Source organism: Collinsella aerofaciens (assembly GCF_039836695.1).
Classification (GTDB): domain Bacteria; phylum Actinomycetota; class Coriobacteriia; order Coriobacteriales; family Coriobacteriaceae; genus Collinsella; species Collinsella aerofaciens_BD.
Map to the genome: position 1 here is coordinate 1 of NZ_JBDPAC010000008.1, position 22,091 is coordinate 22,091.

The 22,091-nt window shown below is 60.8% G+C and carries 14 protein-coding genes and 1 tRNA gene; 10 read left to right on the plus strand and 5 right to left on the minus strand.

Translation table 11 applies throughout. The features are described 5' to 3' along the window. Nucleotides 1-137: 137 nt before the first annotated feature. The 3 genes from ABG996_RS05210 to ABG996_RS05220 all read right to left on the minus strand — a co-directional run bounded on the left by ABG996_RS05210 (nt 138) and on the right by ABG996_RS05220 (nt 3,160). Nucleotides 138-644 carry an iron-containing alcohol dehydrogenase gene (locus tag ABG996_RS05210; RefSeq protein WP_347478142.1) on the minus strand — a complete coding sequence of 169 codons (507 nt, stop codon included), beginning with the start codon at nt 642-644 and terminating at the stop codon, nt 138-140. Nucleotides 645-757: 113 nt separating this feature from the next. Continuing rightward, nucleotides 758-1,858 (minus strand): glycerol dehydrogenase, encoded by a 1,101-nt coding sequence (locus ABG996_RS05215; protein WP_347478141.1) that lies wholly within the window; start codon nt 1,856-1,858, stop codon nt 758-760. A gap of 78 nt (nt 1,859-1,936) precedes the next feature. After that, entirely contained in the window at nt 1,937-3,160 is a 1,224-nt protein-coding gene (locus ABG996_RS05220) for an iron-containing alcohol dehydrogenase (RefSeq protein WP_347478140.1), read from the minus strand. Between the two features lie 500 nt (nt 3,161-3,660). Here ABG996_RS05220 and ABG996_RS05225 point away from each other — a divergent pair, with 500 nt between their 5' ends. From ABG996_RS05225 to ABG996_RS05240, 4 genes are all read left to right on the plus strand, one after another. Further along, on the plus strand, nt 3,661-4,737 hold the full coding sequence (locus ABG996_RS05225; RefSeq protein ID WP_347478139.1) for a hypothetical protein: 1,077 nt from the start codon (nt 3,661-3,663) through the stop codon (nt 4,735-4,737). Next, a complete protein-coding gene (locus ABG996_RS05230) occupies nt 4,737-5,780 on the plus strand; it encodes a hypothetical protein (protein WP_347478138.1) in 1,044 nt (347 codons plus the stop codon). Before ABG996_RS05225 ends, ABG996_RS05230 begins: the two co-directional genes overlap by 1 nt. A 45-nt stretch (nt 5,781-5,825) precedes the next feature. Continuing rightward, nucleotides 5,826-8,003 (plus strand): MurT ligase domain-containing protein, encoded by a 2,178-nt coding sequence (locus tag ABG996_RS05235; protein ID WP_347478137.1) that lies wholly within the window; start codon nt 5,826-5,828, stop codon nt 8,001-8,003. A 299-nt stretch (nt 8,004-8,302) separates the two neighbouring features. Next, a tRNA-Glu gene (locus tag ABG996_RS05240) sits at nt 8,303-8,379 on the plus strand. Between the two features lie 446 nt (nt 8,380-8,825). On the opposite strand, the gene ABG996_RS05245 is transcribed toward ABG996_RS05240, so the two are convergent. Continuing rightward, nucleotides 8,826-10,913, minus strand: coding sequence for a glutamine synthetase III family protein (locus tag ABG996_RS05245; protein WP_118205277.1), 2,088 nt, complete (start codon nt 10,911-10,913; stop codon nt 8,826-8,828). Between the two features lie 426 nt (nt 10,914-11,339). On the opposite strand from ABG996_RS05245, the gene ABG996_RS05250 reads away from it, so the two are divergent. The 6 genes from ABG996_RS05250 to ABG996_RS05275 all read left to right on the plus strand — a co-directional run bounded on the left by ABG996_RS05250 (nt 11,340) and on the right by ABG996_RS05275 (nt 18,705). Beyond that, nucleotides 11,340-12,212, plus strand: a complete 873-nt coding sequence (locus tag ABG996_RS05250) for a methylenetetrahydrofolate reductase (RefSeq protein WP_006234684.1) — start codon at nt 11,340-11,342, stop codon at nt 12,210-12,212. Then, complete coding sequence (locus ABG996_RS05255) at nt 12,212-13,000, plus strand: hypothetical protein (RefSeq protein ID WP_347478136.1); 789 nt, start codon at nt 12,212-12,214, stop codon at nt 12,998-13,000. The genes ABG996_RS05250 and ABG996_RS05255 overlap by 1 nt, the downstream gene beginning before the upstream one ends. Before the next feature lie 9 nt (nt 13,001-13,009). After that, entirely contained in the window at nt 13,010-15,568 is a 2,559-nt protein-coding gene (locus ABG996_RS05260; RefSeq protein ID WP_347478135.1) for a homocysteine S-methyltransferase family protein, read from the plus strand. A gap of 108 nt (nt 15,569-15,676) precedes the next feature. Further along, a complete protein-coding gene (locus tag ABG996_RS05265; protein WP_347478134.1) occupies nt 15,677-17,041 on the plus strand; it encodes a PFL family protein in 1,365 nt (454 codons plus the stop codon). Between the two features lie 375 nt (nt 17,042-17,416). Beyond that, nucleotides 17,417-18,220 (plus strand): methyltransferase domain-containing protein, encoded by an 804-nt coding sequence (locus tag ABG996_RS05270; protein ID WP_347478146.1) that lies wholly within the window; start codon nt 17,417-17,419, stop codon nt 18,218-18,220. Nucleotides 18,221-18,405: 185 nt separating this feature from the next. Next, the gene (locus tag ABG996_RS05275) at nt 18,406-18,705 is read left to right on the plus strand and encodes a YhbY family RNA-binding protein (protein WP_006234690.1); all 300 of its coding nucleotides are present in this window, start codon (nt 18,406-18,408) and stop codon (nt 18,703-18,705) included. A gap of 69 nt (nt 18,706-18,774) precedes the next feature. On the opposite strand, the gene ABG996_RS05280 is transcribed toward ABG996_RS05275, so the two are convergent. Beyond that, nucleotides 18,775-21,774, minus strand: coding sequence for an AfsR/SARP family transcriptional regulator (locus ABG996_RS05280; protein ID WP_347478133.1), 3,000 nt, complete (start codon nt 21,772-21,774; stop codon nt 18,775-18,777). Nucleotides 21,775-22,091 lie beyond the last annotated feature (317 nt).

The window sequence follows — 22,091 nt, forward strand, 5'->3', positions numbered from 1 at the left end:
GGGGCCTCGGGGGCGTTCGGCTAGCTGTGGGAATGGCCTATTTGCTCAATGTGTTCGGCTGAGATCGGAAATCAACCGCGGCAAATAGCCCATGGCCTATCGCCGCCCCGATTGCACAAGGTCAATCAAGTGCCAAGCTATGCCTCGCACATGAACTGCACGAGCTTTAGTTTGGTCACCTTGGCCTGTTCGTTAGCCATATTGCGCTCGTTTCTAAAGACCGCATCTGCAACACCCTGCAAATCGGCATCGGAAATCTCGCTGCACGGACCGTCCATCGATGCCGCCGTGGGGCATACGCACAACGGCAACTCGGTATAAAACGCAACGGCCTTGGCGATATCGAGCATTTTGCCGCCGCCAATACCCACTACCATGTCGCAATACTCGGCCTGGGCTTCCTTAGCCATTTCGAAAACGGCCTCTTCCGTACACGGACCGTCATAAATCTTAAAGAACGGCTCGCTTAGATCGTCGTCCAGAAATCCATCGACGATCTGTCTGCACAGCCGATCCTCGGTGCCCTGGTCAAACAAGACATAGGCAGCGCAGCCCAACCATGACAAATACTTGCCTTGACGCGACAGTTCGCCCGGCCCCTGAACATACCGGCCGGGACCGCCGTAAACCACAGGAAGCGCCATACGAGAATCCGCCCTTCATCAAACAACGATTGGTGCAAAGTAACCTGACCCCTTTGCACCATAGCAAAAAGGGGCAAAGCCATCTGTTGGCTTTGCCCCTTCCTTAGCTTGATTTACTCATCCATGAGATAGTAGTGGCCCAGCGCGTCGGCACCCAGAATGGCGTTTGCGACCATCTCGGGCGTCACCTCAAACGGCATGTTGCACATGGTGTCCTCGGGCGCGCAGGCGGCCTCGGCAACAATCATGGCCTTCTCGCGCGTAAGCTCGGCAACGCCAAGTTCCTTCATCGTGACCGGCAGACCCAGCTCAATGCAGAAGCCCAAGACTTCCTCGAGTTTCTCAGTCGTGGCATCCTCGAGTACCAGCTGGACGATGGTGCCGAAGGCGACCTTCTCGCCGTGATACATGCTGTGGCACTCGGGCAGCATCGTCAAGCCATTATGGATGGCATGGGCCGCAGCGAGACCCGAGCTCTCAAAGCCAATGCCCGAAAGCAGCGTATTGGCCTCGATGATATGCTCGACGGCAGGCGTGAGCGCACCCTTCTCCAGCGCAACCTTGGCCTTGACGCCATCGGCCATAAGCGTCTCGTAGCAGAGCTTGGCGAGCGCCAGACCAGCCATGCCGCCCTTGCCGCCAGCGCAGGTGCCGCCGTCGGCATCGTGCGTCGCCTGGGCCTCGAAGTAGGTTGCGAGCGCATCGCCCATACCGGAAACCGTCAGGCGCACCGGGCTCGCCGCGATAACCGTCGTATCCATCAGGACGATATTGGGGTTTGCCTTAAGGAAGAGGTACTTATCGAACTGGCCGTCATCGGTGTAAAGCACCGAAAGTGCCGAGCACGGTGCATCGGTCGAGGCAATGGTGGGGCAAATGATAACCGGGGACTCCAGGTAATAGGCGACGGCCTTCGCGGTGTCGAGGATCTTGCCGCCACCGACGCCGACGACGATATCGCAACCGTTGTCGCGAGCGAGCGCAACCAGGCGATCGACCTCGCCCTTGGAGCACTCGCCGTTAAAGTCCTCAAACAGCAGCTCGGCCTTGGCCTCGGCAAAGCCGCCCTCGATCTTGGCACCGACGCGCTTCTTGCCCGAAGGCGTCACGATGACGAGGGCCTTAGCGCCGAGCGGCTCGACATAGGAGCCGAGCTTGGCGAGCTCGTCCGGACCCTGGATGTACTTGCTGGGGCTATTGAAAATTGCAGCCATAACTATCCCATTCTCTAAAAAAGAAAGGGGCTCCGTACGGATACGTGCGGAGCCCCTCATTACGATAACAAGAGTCGATTAGAAATCGATGTCGGTGTCGTAGTAGCAGGCCTTGAGGATCTTCTCGAAGTCGGCAGCCTTGGTCTCACGCGGGTTCTCCGGCGTGCAGGCGTCCTGCTCGGCGTTCGCGGCGATCTCGGGCAGCTTGGCGAGGAACTCCTCCTCGGAAACCATCTGCGGGTTCTCGGCGTCGACCTTCACGCCGCCATTCGCGTAATCCTTGATGGACTGCGGAATGTTGAGCTGGTCGTTGAGGTCGCGAATCTTCTGGACGAGCGCGGCGATGAGCTCCTCGTTGGTCTCGCCGGGAAGGTGCAGGATCTCCTTGGCCACGTAAGCGTAACGCTCGGCAGCACGCGGGTCCTTGGAGTTCCACTGGATGACCTTGCCCAGGTACATGGCGTTAGCGGCACCGTGGATGATGTGACCGTTCTCAAAGGCTGCACCGGTCTTGTGAGCCATGGAGTGAACGATGCCGAGCAGGCCCGAGGAGAAGGCGATACCGGCGATGCACTGAGCCTCGTGCATGTGCTGACGGGCCTCATGGTCGCCAGCATAGGACTTGGGCAGCCACTCGACGATCTCGCGGATGCCGTGCAGAGCGTTGGCGTCGGTGAACATAGAGGCGCAGGTGGAAACGTAGGCCTCCATGCAGTGGGTCAGAGCGTCCATGCCGGTATGAGCGCACAGCTTGGCGGGCATGGTGTAGGTGAGCTCGGGGTCGACGATGGCGACATCAGGAGTGATGTTGAAGTCGGCCAGCGGGTACTTGATGCCCTTGGCGTAGTCGGTGATGACGGAGAAGGCAGTGACCTCGGTAGCGGTGCCGGAGGTAGAGGAAATGGCGCAGAAGTGAGCCTTCTGACGCAGCTCGGGGAAGCTGAACGGCTGGATAATGTTGTCGAAGGACTCCTCGGGATACTCGTAGAAGACCCACATGGCCTTAGCGGCATCGATGGGCGAACCGCCACCGATAGCAACGATCCAGTCGGGCTCGAAGTCGCGCATAGCGGCTGCGCCCTTCATGACGGTCTCGATGGAGGGATCGGACTCGACGCCCTCGAACAGCTTGACCTCGAAACCGCCTTCCTTAAGGTCGTTCTCGACGTCCTGCAGGAACCCGCCGCGGCGCATAGAGCTGCCGCCAGAAACGATGATGGCCTTCTTGCCCTTGAGGTTCTTCACCTCGTGGCGAGCGCCCTCACCAAAGTACAGATCGCGAGGATTGGTAAAACGTCCCATACTGTGCCTCCTAAACAAGCCCCTCTTAGACTTGCGTATATAACGGAGCACCCAATTGGCTCCGTTAGGACCGGTTTGCGCGTTGCCGGCGATGACAATGCGCGATGTCTAAACGTCTCAACGCTCAGACAAACACTATTTTACCGTTCTGGTTGGTCAGTTATTCACCTAAAGCCGCCAATGATGAAACGTTTTTTCTATCCCTGAAGACCCTCGTGCGGCATCCATACTCCCAAGCTGGGCAAACGTTTTATCAAGGTTGACTACATATCCCGGGCAGGACGGTGCCCCTCCAAAATATGCACCGTTCGCCGCCAAAAATCGACCGTTTGCGGCACCGTGATACCACTCGGTCGTCCAAGGTGCCGACATTTGTGCGACATCCGTCTTCGTGGTGCAAAGGTGCAAGTCCAAGTGCGGCACCCCCGGTGTGCCACATGCGGGTAAACTAGAACCTTATATAGAAACATTTGAACCCTAACCGCAGCAAAGGAGGCCCCATGGCATTCGATCCCATTCAAGAGGATTGCCATCGCCTCGTTCTTGAGGCCTTGCGCCGCGACAATATCCCGCTCACCGACGCTGCCGCCGTAGAGCGTCTGATGGAACAATTCACCCGCAACCCCGCGCCACTCATCGTGCACGACCGCGACCGCGCCGGGCATCTCATTGCCAAGGTGGTCGAGGCTGTCGACTACCGCATTCCCTTTATCCCTGACGATACCCAGGCAGAGCAAGAAGAGGCAGCTGCCGAGAACATGCTCCGCGAGGCAGCCGCGCTCGACCCGACCAACTGGGACGCTCAGCGCATGCTGACCGCCCTCACCGCCGGCTCCAACGAGGAATACGTGCAGTATCTGGTGTCCAAGTGCGACGAGGTGGAGCACGATCTGGCGCTCAAGACCGCCTCGGCGCAGGACCCCTACGAGCGCGAGGCCGCTGGCGATCTTATGCGCCGACCCTACCTGCGCTGGCTTGCCGCCCTTGCGTCACGCGCCCTCATTAGCGGCCGCTATCGCATGTCGCTCGAAGCCGCAAACCGCAGCTTGGACTTTGCGCCCAACGACCCCGCTGGTGTCCGCCACACCGCGATGCTCGCCATGGCAAAGCTCGAATACCCCGCCGAGGAGCTCAAGCGCTTTCGCTCTGCCCACTCCGTACCCTATCTCGCGAATACCCCGCTGCGCCGCCGTCCCAAAGATGCGGAGCGTGACTTGGACCCGTGGACGCTCATCGCGCTGATGAGCGCTGCCTGGCGCGAGCTGGACTACGAGGGTGCCGAACACTACTTGCGCATCCTTGCGCGCTCGTGTCCACACGCAGCCGAGGCGCTCTACTTCCAAACCGAGTTTCCCGATGGCGTCTATGCCCGCGTCAACGTGGGTGCGGGCTCCACCGACGAGCTTGTCCTTGCGCTGTCCGAGGCGACGCCGGTGCTGCAGGAGGGTCTGGGCGCCCCCGACAACGCCAGCTTTGCCGCCTGGGTCGCCACCAACGACATCGTGCGTTCCCAGATCGACGAGCGCATCCTGCGCGCAGCCGAGCAGGGACTTCCATTTAAGGGAGGGGACCTCTAATGGATCCGAGCGTCTACATCCCCGCCTACCTGGAGCGCACCTATCTGGCGTCGCACCCCGAGCTCACCGATGCAGCACGCGAGCTTGTCCATAACGACGTGAACGTCAACCCTCATAAGTATGCGCAGTCCGAGCATGCCCAGGCGCTGCTGTCCTACGCCGGTGTTCATCACCACCTGCTCGACGAGCTCCATCGCATCGAGGACATGGGCAGCGACGAGGAATTCGAGCAGACGCGCAACCGCCTGTTCGACGATATGCGCGATGAGCTGCTCAAGATTGTCCGCGTCGATGCGTATGTCCTCGATGCCCAGCTGCTCGCCATCATCCTGGCCGACACGCCCGTCGACGCCTGCCTGGGCGACCTGATGAAGCTCGAGGCGACCACGGCCGATTACCTGCAACAAAGCGTGCCCGGGTTCGACATGGAAGCCCCACACTACTGGGCCAATAATGTTTTGGCCGATGGTGTCACCGCAGCAGACCTTACCGTGAGCGAGCCGGCTCTTATCGGGTGGCTTCACACGCTCGAGGCCATCTCGCAGCTGTGCATGGCGAGCGCCCGCTACCGCGCTGCTGCCAACTACGCCCGCCGCGTCCTTAAGGCGGAAGGCTACCCCACCCGAGCCGCAGGCACCGTGTTGCTCGCCCTCGCTCGCCTGGAAGACCAGGACGGCTTTTTTGCCCTGGCTCACCAGCTCGAGGAAGAGATTGGGGCTGACGCGCTCGAGAACTCTCCTTGGTATCTGCTCGCCCGCACGATTCTGCTGTTCAAAACAAACAAGATGCGCCCGGCGACGCGCGCGCTGCGTGAGTTCGCTAACCGTTGCGAGGGTGGCGCGTTCTTCTTGCTGAACCCCATGTACCAGACGCCGTATCTTCCCTGCCGACCCGAGCCGCGCGACCCCTGGGACCTCTCGCACCAGGCGGTTTGGGAAGCCGACGGCATTATCTCGGACACCCCCGACTTTGCCCCCTGGGCCAACGCCTGCGAAGATGTATCGCAGCTTGCCCAGGAGTTTGCGCGCCGCTACGGCTTTTAACGGCGCAAACGCCACGACCATGTCATTCACGTTAGGAACGGCTTCATGAATCTCCGCTCATCTCTTGCCTGCACCTCGAGCGATATCGCCCGCTGGGGGCTGCGCTCCGTCCTTAAGCGCCAGGGCGGCGTACTCCCCGGCCGCATCGCCATGAAGATCGACCCCGAGCTGCTGAGCGACCTCGCCGGCCTTGTCGACCGCAGCGTGGTGATCACCGGTACTAATGGCAAGACCACCACCTCCAACCTCATCGCCGACGCCGTTGCCGCCAGCGGCGCCACCGTGGTATGCAACCGCGCCGGCAACAACATGGAGCCGGGCGTGGTGGGTGCACTGCTCGAGGCGCGCAGCGGCCTCAAGCGAGTCGGCGGCGGCAAGCGCGTGGGCGTTTTTGAGTGCGATGAGCTTTACACCGTACGCGTTCTGCCCAAGCTCAAGCCGACGTACTTCGTGCTGCTCAACCTGTTCCGTGACCAGCTGGATCGCTATGGCGAGATCGATCACACCCAGGAGGTCATCGCCCACGCGTTGGAACTTTCGCCGGCAACGACGCTCATCTACAACGCAGACGACCCGCTGTGTGCCTCGATTGCTGCGCGCGTTCCCAACGCGAGTATTGCCTTTGGCATCGATGGCGCCACCAACACCGAGTCCGACCGTATTAGCGACTCGCGCTTTTGCTCACAGTGCAACGCGCCGCTGGAGTATGACTACGTGCAATACGGCCAGCTCGGCGCCTACCATTGCCCCTCGTGCGGCTGGGCCCGCCCTGCGCTTGTCCGTCGCGTGACGGGCGTGGAGCTCGGCAGCGACGGCTACGGCTTTGACCTGGTCTTTGGATCTGCGCCCGACGCGGCGGCCGTACACATCGCCACACGCTACAACGGTCTGTACATGGTCTATAACGTTGCCGCCGCCTTCTTTGCCGCACATGAGTTGGGCGTGGACCCGGCGCATCTGCAGCCCACGCTCGATGCCTACGTCCCCGCCGGCGGACGTATGGGCCGCTGGGATATCGCCGGCCGCACCGTCGAGGCCAACCTGGCCAAGAATCCCGTAGGCTTCGATCGACAGATCCAGTCCATTAAGACGGCGGGCGGCAGACTCTGCGCTTTCTTCCTCAACGACAACGACGCCGACGGACACGATGTATCGTGGATCTACGACGTCGACTTTGAGCGCATCGCCGACACGCCGGGTCTTGTCGCCTTTGCCGGAGGCACGCGCGCGCACGACATGCAGGTGCGTCTCAAGTACGCCGGCATCGATGCCGCGATTATCTCGGACGTCGCGCAGGCAATTGGCGCCGTTGCGGATGAAGCCGCAGGCGACACTTTCTATGCCGTCGCCAACTACACGGCCTTCCCGCCGCTGGTCAAAGAACTCGATGGGCTGAAGGGTGCCGATGCAGCCACGGTTGCTGCCCGCGCTGCAACGTGTGCCGATGGCAGTGCCGTCCCCGTCGGCATCGCGCCAGTCGAGCTTTCGCGCCCGCTGCGCATCGTATACCTGTATCCCGATGCCCTTAACCTCTACGGCGACGGCGGCAACGTCATCGCCCTCGAGCGCCGCTGCGCCTGGCGTGGCATTCCCGTGCGCGTGGACGAGGTCCGTATGGGTGAGACGCTCGATCTCACCGACGCCGACATCGTCATGATGGGCGGTGGCTCCGACCGCGACCAGCTGGCGGTTGCACATGAACTGCTCGCTCAAAAAGACAAGGTCGCATCCTATGTTGAGGACGGCGGCTCGCTGCTTGCCATCTGTGGCAGCTATCAGCTGCTCGGCCGTTCGTACTATATGGGCGAAGATCGCATCGAGGGTCTGGGGGTCATTGCCGCCGAAACCGTACGCGGCTCCGATCGCCTGATCGGCAACGTAGCCGTCAAAACCGATCTGGCAGCTGAGCCCTTTGTGGGATTCGAGAACCACGGTGGCCGCACGCTTTTGGACGCCGAGGCCACGCCGCTCGGAACGTCTGTCGTCACAGGCACCGGCAACAACGGCGACGACGGCTTTGAGGGCCTCATCTACAAGGGCGTCATCGGCACGTACCTGCACGGACCGGCACTGCCCAAGAACCCCGAACTCGCCGACTGGCTCATTACCCACGCCCTCGAGCGCCGTGGCGACGCGCAGGCCACAGCCCTGCTGCCGCTCAAGCCCCTCGACGACACCTACGAGCGCGCCGCCCACGACGCCGCCATGAAGCTCCTCCCCTAACACCCCACCACCACAAAGGGGACAGGCACCTTTGTGGTGGTTTTGACCCATCCCAGCGGTTTGTCTCAATCTGTAACATCTAGACCGTTAAAAGTCGTCTTACTGTTACAGAATGAGATGTTCGTCCCGACGCCTGCCTTTTGTCTCGATCTGTAACAGCTAGAGCCGATTTGCCCGCCCAGATGTTACAGGTTGAGATATTTGAAGATCGGGATAGAGAGCCAGCTCCTATGTGGTGGTTTTTCAGTTTGCCAACGATATGTGAACGGCTAAAAAAGTCTGCTATACTCTTTCCCGCTGTCCCCATCGTCTAGCGGCCAAGGACGCCACCCTTTCAAGGTGGATATCGCGGGTTCGAATCCCGCTGGGGGCACCATTTAAATCGAGAAGCCCGTTGCCCTCGCGGCGACGGGCTTTTTTCTTCCCCAACGCCGGGATTCGAACCCCGAGGGCATTAAATCACACTGTCGTCCAAGGGCCTGTGGGCAAAAAATAGCAAATATGAGTACTGTTACCATTTTAGTAACAGCGATTTCATGCCTTTAGAAGTCGATTTAGACGTCAGGCGTCCTACGGCGGAAGAATTGCAGACGTTTATCGGCTAAGTACTTGTACATATGTTGCGTAACACTACATATTTTGCAAATAAATAATGCTACAGGACTTGTGACAGTACTCATATTTGACGTTTTTTGTCCACAACCCTTTATACCTAGGCAAGTCGGCGGCAAAACGGGCTTCAAAGCGTCCTTCGCAAACAAAAACCGGGGCCCGCACGATGCGGACCCCGGCTCAATGCCGTAACGATATGTCAGTTACGCTCTACACGTAGAACAGGATGTCGTCGTAGGTCGGGACCGGCCAGTAGTCGGCTGCCACGATCTCTTCCATGGCGTCCACGGCGGCGCGCAGCGTATCCATAGCGGGAACGACCTCGTGTGCATACACATTGGCCTGCTCCTGACCATCGAGGGCTTCGGCCTTCTGATGCACGGCGTCGAGCGCCTTGATGGAGTCGTTGATGGTGGTGATACCGTTGCAGAGCTTGTTGAGCGTGTTCTGCTCGCACTGCATGGCGGCCTCGGCACCGGCGGCGCGAATAGTCTCAAGGCCCTTAGCGACCTTGGTGGCATATGCGGTAATGACCGGGCGATAGGTACGACGTGCCTCGCGAACCATCGTGGTGGCCTCGATGTTCATGAGCTTGTTGTACTTCTCGAGCTTGCAGTCATAGCGGCACTGAGCCTCGGCCTTGGTCAGGACACCCGTCTCCTCAAAGAGCGCGATGGCCTTATCGGAAACAAAGGCGGGCAGGGCGTCGGCCGTGGTCTTGTTGTTGGCAAGGCCGCGCTTCTCGGCCTCAACGGGCCACTCGTCGGAGTAGCCATCGCCGGAAAAGAGGATGCGCTGGTGGTCGGTCAGGACCTTCTTGCAGTACTCGAGCGCAGCGTCCTGGAACTCATCCTCGGGCGTACCCTCGAGTGCGTCGGCGAAGGACTTGAGCGACTTGGCCACGGCGGCATCGAGCACCAGGTTGGAGTCGGAGACGTTCTGCTCGGAGCCGCAGGCACGGAACTCAAACTTGTTGCCGGTGAAGGCAAACGGGGAGGTGCGGTTGCGGTCGGTGTTGTCCTGCATCAGCTTGGGCAGGGTATCGGCGCCCAGGTCGAGCACGCCGCGCGTGGCATGGACGGAAGCCTTGCCATCGATGATCTTCTCGACGACCTCGGTAAGCTGGTCGCCCAGGAAGATGGACATAATCGCCGGAGGAGCCTCGTTGGCGCCCAGACGATGGTCGTTGCCGGCCGAGGCAACAGAGGCGCGCAGGAGCTCCTGATAGTTATCGACGGCCTCGATCACCGCGGTGAGGAAGACGATGAACTGCAGGTTGTCGAGCGGGGTGTCGCCCGGATCGAGCAGATTCTCGGACTCGGTGCCAAGCGACCAGTTGTTGTGCTTGCCCGAACCGTTGATGCCCTCGAAGGGCTTCTCGTGCAGCAGACAGACCAAGTCGTGGCGGGAGGCGATGAGCTTCATCTTCTCCATCATGACCAGATTCTGGTCGATGGCCTCGTTGACCTCGCCATAGACCGGTGCGAGCTCATGCTGGCAGGGAGCAACCTCGTTGTGCTTGGTCTTGGCGGGAATGCCAAGCGCCCACAGTTCATCGTCCAGGTCCTTCATATAGGCCGAGACGGTGGGGCGGATAGCGCCAAAGTAGTGCTCCTCGAGCTCTTGGCCCTTGCAGGGAGCAGCACCAAAGAGGGTGCGGCCGGTGATGACCAGGTCCTTGCGCTTGCGGTAAGCGTCCTTCTTGATCAGGAAGTACTCCTGCTCGTCACCCACGGAAGGAACGACCTTCTTGGGGGTCTTGCCAAACAGCGCCAAAACGCGCTTGGACTCACGCGAGAGCGCGGTCATGGAGCGCAGCAGCGGGGTCTTCTTGTCCAGGGCCTCGCCCGTGTAGGAGCAGAAAGCCGTGGGGATGCACAGGACATCGTCCTTGATAAAGGCGGGGCTAGTGGGGTCCCAAGCGGTGTAGCCACGGGCCTCGAAGGTAGCACGCAGGCCGCCGTTGGGGAAGCTCGAGGCATCGGGCTCGCCCTGGATGAGGTTCTTGCCCGTAAACTTGGTAATGGCGGTGCCGTCGTGGTTGGGCTCCAGGAAGCTGTCGTGCTTCTCGGAAGTAATGCCCGAAAGCGGCTGGAACCAGTGCGCGTAGTGCGTCGCGCCCTTGGAGATGGCCCAGACCTTCATGGCATGGGCGACGGCGTTGGCCACATCCAGGTCGAGCGGCTCACCGCCCTCGAGGGTTGCAGCAAGGCGCTTCCAAATGTCCTTGGGGAGGTAGTCCTTCATGACTTCCTCAGAGAACACCATGGTCCCGAAGCGGTCAGTAAGTTCGGCCATACGGAACTCCCTTCGTATCGGCACCGCGTGAGAAGCGGTGTTGATTACTAACGAACGAGTCATAGCTTAGACTCGCCGTGTTTCCGCGACATTACCGTTATGTTGCTGTCGCGAAACCAATCATTGAGGTTACCCTATCGAGGCGGCGTTGCCACCCTCAACAGCCAATCAACTGCATAAATTGCAGACCTCTCCCCATGGTTTAAGGGCGGTCAATTTGGGATGGGGCTCTATTAACTGGTATTTTGCATCAGATACCAGTCTTTATAGTCCGTGCCTAGATTAGCCGCTCTGTTATAGAGAAAGCCGATAGCAAGGCATCTTTGATTGGTATCCCCAAATAGCCAGTGAAACTCCACCGTGGCACAGTGGTGCAGTAGAATCCTTACAACACATCGCACTATTACGTATCTAGAGGAGCACGATATGCGCGTCGACGAGGTTTTTAAGCAGGCAGCATCCCAGGGCACCGCGCCCATTTCGTTTGAGATGTTCCCGCCCAAGGGCGAGCTGACCCTCGACACGGCTCGCGAAGTGGCAGGCAATCTGTGCAAGCTTTCGCCGAGCTTTGTCTCGGTCACCTGCTCGGCCGGCGGCTCGGGCAACGGTGCCGCCACCGCCCCCATCGCGCATATGATTACGAGCGAATTCGACACGCCCTCGGTGGCACACCTTACCTGCGTGGGCCGGTCGCACGCCGATATCGCCGCCAAGATCGACGAGTATCGCACCGCCGGCGTGGAAAACATCCTGGCCCTGCGTGGCGATCTCCCTGCCGGCGCGACCGAGGACGACAAGCCCGCCTCGGACTACGCCTACGCCCGCGACCTCATCCCCGAGCTCGTCGACGCCGGCTTTTGCGTGGGCGCCGCAGCCTACCCCGAGGGCCACATTGCCTGTGAGGATCTCAACCTCTCGGTCGAACACCTCAAGCAAAAACAGGACGCTGGCGCGAGCTTCTTTGTGACGCAGCTCTTCTTTGATAACGAGTGCTTCTACCGTTTTCGCGAGCTTGCCGACAAGGCCGGCATCACCGTGCCCATTACCGCGGGCATCATGCCGTTTATGGGCAAGTCACAGATCAGCCGCATGGTCTTTATGTGCGGCGCTTCGCTGCCCTCCCCCGTCATCAAGATCCTCGCCAAGTACGAGAATGACCCCGAGAGCCTGCAGGCAGCTGGTGTAGATTATGCAGCCCGCCAGCTTTGCGACCTCAAGGAGCACGGCGCTGACGGCCTGCACTTGTACACTATGAACCGTCCTGCGATCGCCGCGACCATTATGGAGCGCCTGGGGTAATGGAAAAACCGCACATCGATACAACCGCTATCGAAGTGCCGGCCGACCTTGCGTCGCCGGCGCTTTACCGTGTCGATGCTGCGCACCATCCCCGTGTCGACCGTGCCGAGATGCTGCGGTATCTGGGTTACGGCGGCCAGCAGATTGAGCCCGAGCTGTCGCAGCGTATTGAGCTTGTGGTCGAGCGTCTGGAATTGGACATTGAGCCCCGTGGCGTGCGCCGCGTGTTTGCCGTCGATGCCACGGGTGTGGACGAGCAGGGAGAACCTTGCATCCGTCTGGTCGGCACCAATGTTGAGCTGCGCGGTCGCGATATCTATCGACATCTCAAAGATGCCCGCTTTGCCGCGCTCATGGCATGTACCCTCGGCATGGACGCCGAGCGTCGCCTGCGCACCACGGGAGCCCAACATCCCCTGGAGGGCGCCGTGCTCGACGCCGCGTGCTCCGCTTACGTGGAAGCCGCCGTTGAGCAAATGGACCAGCAGGTCAAGACGGACGCCGCCGTTCATGGGCTCGCCGGCAACTGGCGCTTTAGTCCCGGCTACGGCGACTGCCCGCTCTCGGCCCAGCGCTCGATCGTCAATGCGCTCAACGCCACGCGGCTCATCGGCCTGACCGTCACGCCCACCAGCCTGCTCATGCCCACCAAGAGCGTGACCGCGGTAATTGGTCTGTTCGACGGCGAAGTCCACGACGCCCAGAGCCGCCCCACCTGCAATATCTGCCGCATGCGCGAGCACTGCCGCTTCCGCGCCGCCCACACCACCTGCTATTCCAGCCATTAGGAGCCCTCGATGTTTACTCCGCTTATCACTCATGATTCTGACGGCACTGCATTGGCGGCACCCGTTGATGCCGCACGTCGCAACGGTGCCACGTACAAGACGAGCACAATCGACGATCTGCGCATTAAGGACGATCGCCTGCGTGCGGCCATCGAGGGCACGGGGCACCTGCTGTTCGACGGCGGCATGGGTACCATGTTGCAGGCCGCTGGCATGAAGGCGGGCGCCCTGCCCGAGCTGCTCAACTTTGAGGAGCCCCCGGTCATTACCGACATTCAGCGCCAGTACGTCGAGGCCGGCTGCGACGTGATTACCGCCAACACCTTTGGCGCCAACGCCCACAAGCTCGACGGCGCTGCCACCGTGGCAGACGTCTTTGCCGCGGCCGTCACCTGCGCCCGCGAGGCCGGCGCCCGCTACGTCGCCGGCGATATCGGCCCCATCGGCGCGCTGCTTCGCCCCCTGGGTACTCTGAGCTTCGACGAGGCCTACGACCTCTTTGCCGAGGAAGTGCGCGCCGGCGTCGCCGCGGGTGTGGACCTCTTTATTATCGAGACTATGACCGACCTTGCCGAGATCAAGGCTGCCGTCCTCGCCTGCCGCGAGAACTCCGACCTGCCCGTCTTTGCCACCATGACCTTTGAGGAAGACGGTCGCACCTTCCTGGGCACGAGTCCAGAGGTGGCCGCCATCACGCTCGATGCCATCGGCGCCGACGTTTTGGGCATCAACTGCAGCCAGGGACCGGCCGAGCTCCGAGGGCTCGCCGCGCGCATGCTCACCGTTACCGACAAGCCCGTTATGGTGCAGGCCAATGCAGGACTCCCCCATGTGGACGACGACGGCAACACCGTCTTTGATATCCAAGCCCCCGAATACGCCGAGGCCGTCGCCGGCATGATCGCCGACGGTGTGAGCGTCGTGGGCGGTTGCTGCGGCACCACGCCGGCGCACATGGCGGCCTTGCGCACGCTTATCGATAACCACACGCCCAGCCCGCGCCACCGCAAGCCCAGTATGTCGGTCACGAGCGCCCAAACGGTCGTGGACCTTCCCTGCGACGGCCACAAGATCGCTGTCATCGGCGAGCGCATCAACCCCACCGGCAAAAAACGCCTGCAGCAGGCCCTGCGCGACGGCGACCTGGACTACGTCGTGAGCCAGGGTATCAGCCAGCAGGAACAGGGCGCCGACATCCTGGACGTCAACGTGGGCCTGCCCGAGATCGACGAGGTCAAGATCATCCAACAGGCGACCGAACAGCTCCAGGGCTCCACGCTGCTGCCGTTGCAGATCGACTCCACCGACCCCGCAGCCGTCGAGGCCGCCGTGCGCCGCTACGCCGGCAAGCCCATCATCAACTCGGTCAATGGCAAGCAGCAGATCATGGATGAGATCTTTCCGCTGGTCGCCCACTACGGCACCAACGTTGTCGGCCTTACGCTCGACGAAGGCGGCATCCCCGATACCGCCGAGGCTCGCTTCGCTATCGCCGAGCGCATCGTGGCCGAGGCTGCCCGCTACGGCATCGGACCGGACCGCATCCTCATCGACTGCCTGGTCATGACCGCCTCGACCAATCAACGCCAGGCCGAGCAGATCCTGCGCGCCATGTCCCTGTGCAAGGAGCGTCTGGGCGTCAAATGCGCGCTCGGCGTGTCGAACATCAGCTTTGGCCTGCCTGCCCGCCCGCTGCTGGGTTCGGTCTTTTTGGCCGCCGCCTTCGGCGCGGGCCTGGACGCCCCCATCATGAACCCGGGCTCCAAGCGCTTTATGGATACCGTCTACAGCTATCGCGTCCTGAGCGTTGAGGACGAGGGCTCGACCGGATACATCGAGCGCTACGCCGGCTGGACCGATCCGTATAAGATCGCCGCAAACCCGGCAGCAGCTCAGGCCGCATCGAGTGATGCCGTGCCCGCTGCTGGCACCGCCGGCACCGACGGCAACGACGACCCGATTCGTCGCATGGTCGTCTCGGGCCGCAAAGGCGAGATCGCTGCCGAGACCGAGCGTCTGCTGGCAGACCACGACGCCATGGACCTCATCAACAATCACTTTATCCCCGCCCTCGACGAGGTTGGCGTCCTCTTTGACCAGGGCAAGTTCTTCTTGCCGCAGCTCATGGCCTCGGCCGAGGCCGCACGCGTGGGCTTCGACACCATCAAACGCCTGATGCCCGCCGGCGAGATTGCCGACAAGGGCAAGATCTGCGTGGCCACCGTCAAGGGCGACATCCACGATATTGGCAAGAACATCGTCAAAATGCTGCTCGACAACTACGGCTACACCGTCTTTGACCTGGGCCGCGACGTCGATCCGCAAGAGGTGCTCAAGACCGTCAAGGAGCGCGATATCAAACTCGTCGGCCTCTCGGCGCTTATGACTACCACGGTCGTCGCCATGGAGGAGACCATCAAGCTGCTCCATGCCGAGGTGCCGGACGTCAAGATCATCGTAGGCGGTGCCGTACTCACCCCCGAATACGCCAAGCAAATCGGCGCGGACTACTACGCCAAGGACGCCGCCGAAAGCGCTCGTATTGCCGAAGAGGTCTTTGGGCAGTAACACAACGGAAACAACCGAGCACCAAAACGTGCCGCACGCGCCACTTGGCACGTGCGGCACGTTAGAATAGATAAGACTATGCTCGTTTTGGCAGATAGGAGCGCAAGGATGGCGATCACGCCCGCAGAAATCGCGGAAACCCGCGGCATGGTTGAGGAACAGAACCTCGACATCAGGACCATCACCATGGGTGTTTCGCTCATGGGTTGCGGCGACGAGAACCTCGACCGCATGTGCACGAAAATCTACGACCACGTGACGCACACGGCTGAGCATCTGGTCGAGACCGCCGAGAACCTCGAGCGCGAGTACGGTATCCCCATCGTCAACAAGCGCGTTTCCGTCACCCCGGTGGCGCAGATCGCCGCGTGCTGCAAGGATGAGGACCTCACCCCCATCGCGCATGCCCTCGACCGCGCGGCCGAGACGCTCGGCATCGATTACCTGGGCGGCTTCTCCGCACTCGTCCAGAAGGGCATCGGCGACGCCGACCGCCGCGTCATCCAGTCCATCCCGCAGGCGCTCGCCACCACGAGCCGCGTCTGCTCCAGCGTCAACGTCGCCAGTCTGCGTGCCGGCATCAACATGGACGCCGTACTCATGGCTGCGCAGACCATCATCGACGCCGCTAAGTTCACGGCCGACCAGGACTCCGTCGGCGCTTCCAAGTTTGTCTGCTTTGCCAATATGGTCGAGGACTCCCCGTTTATGGCGGGCGCCGTCCACGGCGGTGGCGAGGCCGACGCCGTCATCAACGTAGGCGTCTCGGGCCCCGGCGTTATGGCCGCAGCCCTGGAGACGCTGCCCGACTCCGCATCGATGATGGAAGTCGCCGAGAAGATTAAGCAGACCGCCTTTAAGATCACCCGCGCCGGCGAGCTCATGAGCCGCGAGGCCGCCCATCGTCTGGGTGTCGAGAAGGGCATTGTCGACCTGTCGCTGGCTCCCACGCCTGCCATCGGCGACTCCGTTGCCCGCATCCTCGAGATCATCGGCGTGGGCACCTGCGGTGGCCCGGGCACGACCTGCGCGCTCGCCATGCTCAACGATGCCGTCAAGAAGGGCGGCGTCATGGCCAGCTCCAGCGTGGGCGGTCTCTCCGGCGCTTTCATCCCCGTGTCCGAGGACGCCGGCATGATCGCCGCCGTCGAGGCCGGTGCGCTTTCGCTCGAGAAGCTCGAGGCCATGACCTGCGTGTGCTCCGTTGGCCTGGACATGATCGCCATCCCCGGCGACACCCCGGTCGAGACCATCGCCGGCATTATCGCCGACGAGATGGCCATCGGCGTCATCAACAACAAGACCACGGCCGTCCGCGTGATCCCCGCCATCGGCAAGGGCGTGGGCGACTGCGTTGAGTACGGCGGCCTGTTTGGCCGTGCACCCATCATGCCGGTGAACCCCAACGCCGGCACCGTGCTCGCCCACCGTGGTGGACGCTTCCCGGCACCGCTGAACTCGCTCAAGAACTAGCTGAGGGGTACTGGCGAGGAGCCCCGGGGAGGGCAAATATATAAGGTCGCCTGCTCGGACAGTCCTGACTCGCACGGAGAGCACATTAAGTGCTCTCCGGCTCGTGCGGAACTCGCGATCGACCTTATATATTTGCCCTCCCCGGGGCTCCCGCACAACGGGACCCCAGTTGGATTCTATCCCGGTTGCAGTTGCTTCGCTCCTGCACCACTTGGCTGGTGCGGCGGTTTGGCATTGGAACGGTTCTTTTTCTGATATATGCTGGTTGCGGCTCTTCTTTTTGGGAGAGTCGCTTTTTTGTTGCTAGGAGGTTGGCCCGTGGTTGATGGGGATGCTCGCTCTGAGCTTCTTTCTGCTGATTGGAATGGCGAATGGATGCGCTTGCAAGCTGGTCGGCATCGGGCTGATGATTCGTTTGAGTGGGATAAGCGTGCTCGGCATTTTCGGCCATTGGAGACTGCCCCGTATGCTCGGGATTTTATAAAGCTGTTGGCGCTTGAGCCTGGCGAGTCGGTGCTCGATATGGGGTGCGGGGCTGGGTCGATTGCTATTCCGCTTGCTCAGGCCGGGCATCCCGTGATTGCTGCCGACTTCTCTCCTGCCATGTTGGGCACCCTTGATGCCGGCATTGAGTATTACGGGCTCGAAGATCTTATTACGCCGCTTGAGCTTGCCTGGGATGATGATTGGGATCTGGTTGGGCCGGTCGCGAAAGCGGTAGATGTTGCCTTTGCGAGTCGCTCGGTTACCACGAACGACCTGAAGGGGGCGCTTGCCAAGCTCGACCGTACTGCTCGTCGGCGTTGTGCTGTCACGATGGTCGCCAACTCGAGTCCGCGTTATGACCTGCACCTGATGAACGCCATCGGCGCCTCGGTTACCTGTAGCAATGGTTTTGTGTACGCCTTTAACATCCTTATTCAGATGGGTGCACTGCCGCAGGTCACGTATTTTGAATCGCCCCGCCGCGACACCTTCGATAGTCTCGAGGCGGGCGTGGCAGACTTTTCTCGCATGCTCGAGCATGGCAACGAGGATAAGATTGACCGCCTGCACGACTATATCGCCCAGCACATGATCGAGAACCCCCATGCCGGCGAGCCGGGATCCAAGGGCGTGCCGCAGGGGCGCTATATGCTCGATCATGTCCGCAAGGTCCGTTGGGCGTTTATTGCATAGGAGCCGGTCTCTGCGCCCAGCTCATAGCCTGTTCGCAGCCCACGCCGCCCACTCACTCGGCATCCGCATTCTTTTTGAACTGGGCAAACGCGCCCCACACCGCACCGTTCCTGCGCTATCGTGGGACAGCTCACGTAGATTAAGGCCCCGTCGCGGGGCGCCCCATACATAGAAAGCGAGAACCCATGGCACTGACAGGAGCCCAGGTCAAGCAGCTTCGCAGCATGGCCCATCACCTCAACCCCGCTATCATCATCGGCAAGTCCGATGTCAACGAGGGCACCGTCGAGCAGACGGTCGCCTACCTGGAGAAGCACGAGCTCGTTAAGTGCTCCGTGCTCGATGGCTCCAGTCTTTCCGCCCGCGAGGCCGCCGAAGAGCTCGCTGAGCGTTGCCACGCCGAGGTCGTCCAGGTCATCGGCCGCAAGTTCTCGCTGTATCGCGAGTCCTCGCGCAAGGACATCGAGAAGATCAAGCTCGTCTAAGAGCCAATGATCCGGCGAGCCAACACATAGCAAGCTTACGGGTGCCCGAGCACTTCGGGCACCCGTTTTTTATCGCTCGACCAGCACGCGATTGAGCCGCCCCTCCACCAAGCGCTCGTATAGACGCCGCGTCTCGGGCTCGGGCACGCCATTGACCTGCTCCCTCAGATGGTGCATATGCCCGCTGTACAGCTCGACGATATCGCGCCGCCGCCCCGCCGCACTGTAGACGCGCATGGCGCAGCGCACCATATCCTCACGCGCCGTTTCCTGTCGAAGCCCCGACTCTGCCAGCCAAATCGCCGACTGCAGATCATTTTCTTCTAGAGCGGCATTTGCTCCCTTAATCATGCAATCGATGTACTTTGACTGCATAATGCGTCGCATGCGCAAAAAGTAGGTGGGATTACAGCCATTGGGAACATACAGCGGTCCGGCATAAAGCTGCTCAATCTTAAGGCACAGCTCAACTAAATGGGGCCCGCGCGCACCCGTGCGATTTCCCAAAACCTCGCGGCTTATCTGGTCAAACAGCCGTACATCGGTCTTGACGTAGTCGCTGTTGAGTCCGATGCATTCATTTTGGATGAGCACACACGACTTGCCATCCGGCGTCGGTCCCAAAGCCGACCGCAAGCGCGATATCGTCGAGTACAGGTTATTGCGGGCGCTATTGAACTCGGCATGGGGCCACAGCTCCATGGCCAGCGTCTCACGATCGACGAGCGCATCCATGCCCAGCGCAAGCCGCTCGGCAAGTGTCGCCGCCTTCTTGCGGCGCCACATTTTATCCGTGATGGGAAACCCGTCGCGCTCGGCGCGAAACGCACCAAACATGCGAATCTCGATATGGTCGATGGTATCAACGGCTTCAACCTCGCCAGCCTGGAACAGACGCTCGCCCTCCCCTTCCAAATCGTCGCGCAGCGAGTACCGCGACAGCTCGCGCACAGGAAGCTTCTTGCGTATCCTGCCCGCCGGCTCGCCCAGACAATGCATGGCAAGGCGCGCAAAGAGCCGATACGATGGCTCTAGAATCCCCGCACGATTCATGGACATCCAGGCCGCAAGATCGCTATCTCGTCCCGCGCAGGCCAAATGCAGCGCCACCATCCAGGCCTCCGCTCCACCAACCTGCGTCTGGCTTATATCGAGCAACTCCGCTTCCTCGCGTACCGAAACCATCGAGGTGTTACGCAGATATGCCGCGCGCTCCAGCAGCAATGCGTTATCGCGCATGTACGCAATCGACTCCTCGGCAAGTTTGAGCACTTGGACCGCACGGAACTTTGCATTAACCGGCCGTCCCTCTGCCAGCGACTGCCAGCCTTCTAGCAACAGACCAAACAGCTGAATCTGGTTGTCGCGCATGCGCACGGCAAAACGATCGAGCTCGTTGAACGCCGCGTCATCGGTTACCGGCAAGCCGGAAAGGAGCCGCCGTGCCGCCAGCACCATGCGCACCCAGATAGCCATCGCCTTAAGCCCACGTACGTCGAGCGCCTCCCGCACCACCGTCATCTCGTCGTCGCGCTCGTCGGTTCCCGCAAACGACCCGTCAAAGAGCTCCACCAGCATGCTATCGGCCCGTATAACAATCCCCGCGACATCGAGCTCGCAGTCGTAGGCCTTGCTCGTTTTGAGCTGCTGTAGAACGCCGCCGTCATCTCCCCGCTCGGTCAGACAGCGCTTGACCTCGATATGCGCAGACAACATATCGAGTGCGGTATGGGATGTCTCGATTTCTGGCACGGCCAGGTTCGTAGGAAGCCCAAGTCCGTTGTCCCCATAGCAAACAGCCGTCAGTGTCTGGGCCACCCTCCATGAGACAGGGTCTATTTCGCAGGCCGCCCGTTCGCCCCCGCGCTCGATGACCGATGCCATATAGCGGGCGAGCTTTGTGTTGGACACGCTGACCGCTGCCAGATATACGCCAAGCGCCTCGGCAGGCGTTGGCTCTGGAGCCGGATCGTCGGCATCGATCGTGCCCAGCGCTGCTCGGCAGATATCGGCCCCGTGCCCCGTCAGAGCCAGATCGACCCCATACTGCCCAGTAAGTTCAAGGACCGCTTCACGGTCCAAAAAGGCGTCCGCTAGGCCCATCGCCGCATCGCATCGGCCCGCCTTAAGCAAAATCCGGGCCGCCCTCGGAACAAGTTCGGGGCGAACCTCGGCCACCAACTTACGCAAACGCAAGCGTCCGTTATCCTCCGTGCCCAGACACGTAAAACTCCGCTCGGCGGGATCCAAGCCAAAGATCGGGTAGTCGCGTACAAAGTAGGACTGGTCGACCATCGACAGTCTCACCCCGCAAGCCTCGAGTTCCGAGATATTGCCCTCGCCCATCAAAACCATGAGACATGCCACGCAAAACAGCGCATTATTGTCGAGCGAAGCCAGATCGACAAGTGCCGCGCCATATACGTTGACAATCTCGTTTTCGAGCAGACCGGCTACGTCGCCTTGGCCATACAGACCCGTCTGCAATGCCGAAACGAGCTCGGGCACGCCCTGCGTGAGCTGATAAAAGTCGAGCGATGTGCTGATCGAAAACGCCGATGCCCACGCCGAATACTCATAGGCATGCACCTTGAGCATCTGCGCATTGATCTTAACCGAATCGCCCAGCCCGTGAATCAGCTGACGATTTGAAGGACGGCAGGAGATAAAGACCCCTACCCCCACAGCGCGCAGGCCGCGAATCCTGTCGATGAGGTCCTCGGTATCGTGCTGATCGAGGTTTGGCACATTATCAATCGCGATAAGGGAATGCGGTTTGTCTTTGAGTTCTTCGGTAACCACCTCGAGCTGCATAAACACCTCGCGCCCAGTGGCGCGATCGGCCTCGATAATCCGCACGGGGCCTCGCGTCGGATCGCATTTAACCTCATGGGTGTACTGCAGCAGCACCGAGGTCTTCCCAAACCCGTCGGGCGCATAAAGAACCACGATACCGGCCTTTCGGCCCTTGGCGATAAGCTCATTCATCAAGCGTTCGCGTCGCACCATATAGCCTCCGCCCAGCGGCATCAGCTCGAGGTCGTCTATACCGCTCAAATCGTTTACCATGCCCGCTCCTCAACTCGACCGTATGGACACTGTAGCCGCAAGACCATACAAGCCGCGCTATGAATAGAGCGACCTTGTGTTTTAGGTTGTCTTTTGGTACGAAAGCGGCAAGTTTTTGTACAGCGAGGGCCGATTGTTATTAATCCCCCGACTAATCGGTCTTTAAGCAGGTAAATGAGCTTGTCAGCTTGTCCCATCTAAGCGGCAGTGTAACGCAAATGAACAAGGTTCAGTTATGTCATTCAACTCGCCTAGCACCCGCTACCGTCTACGACCTTTTAGTGGCATTTTTGCATAGAATCTGATATGGAATGAAT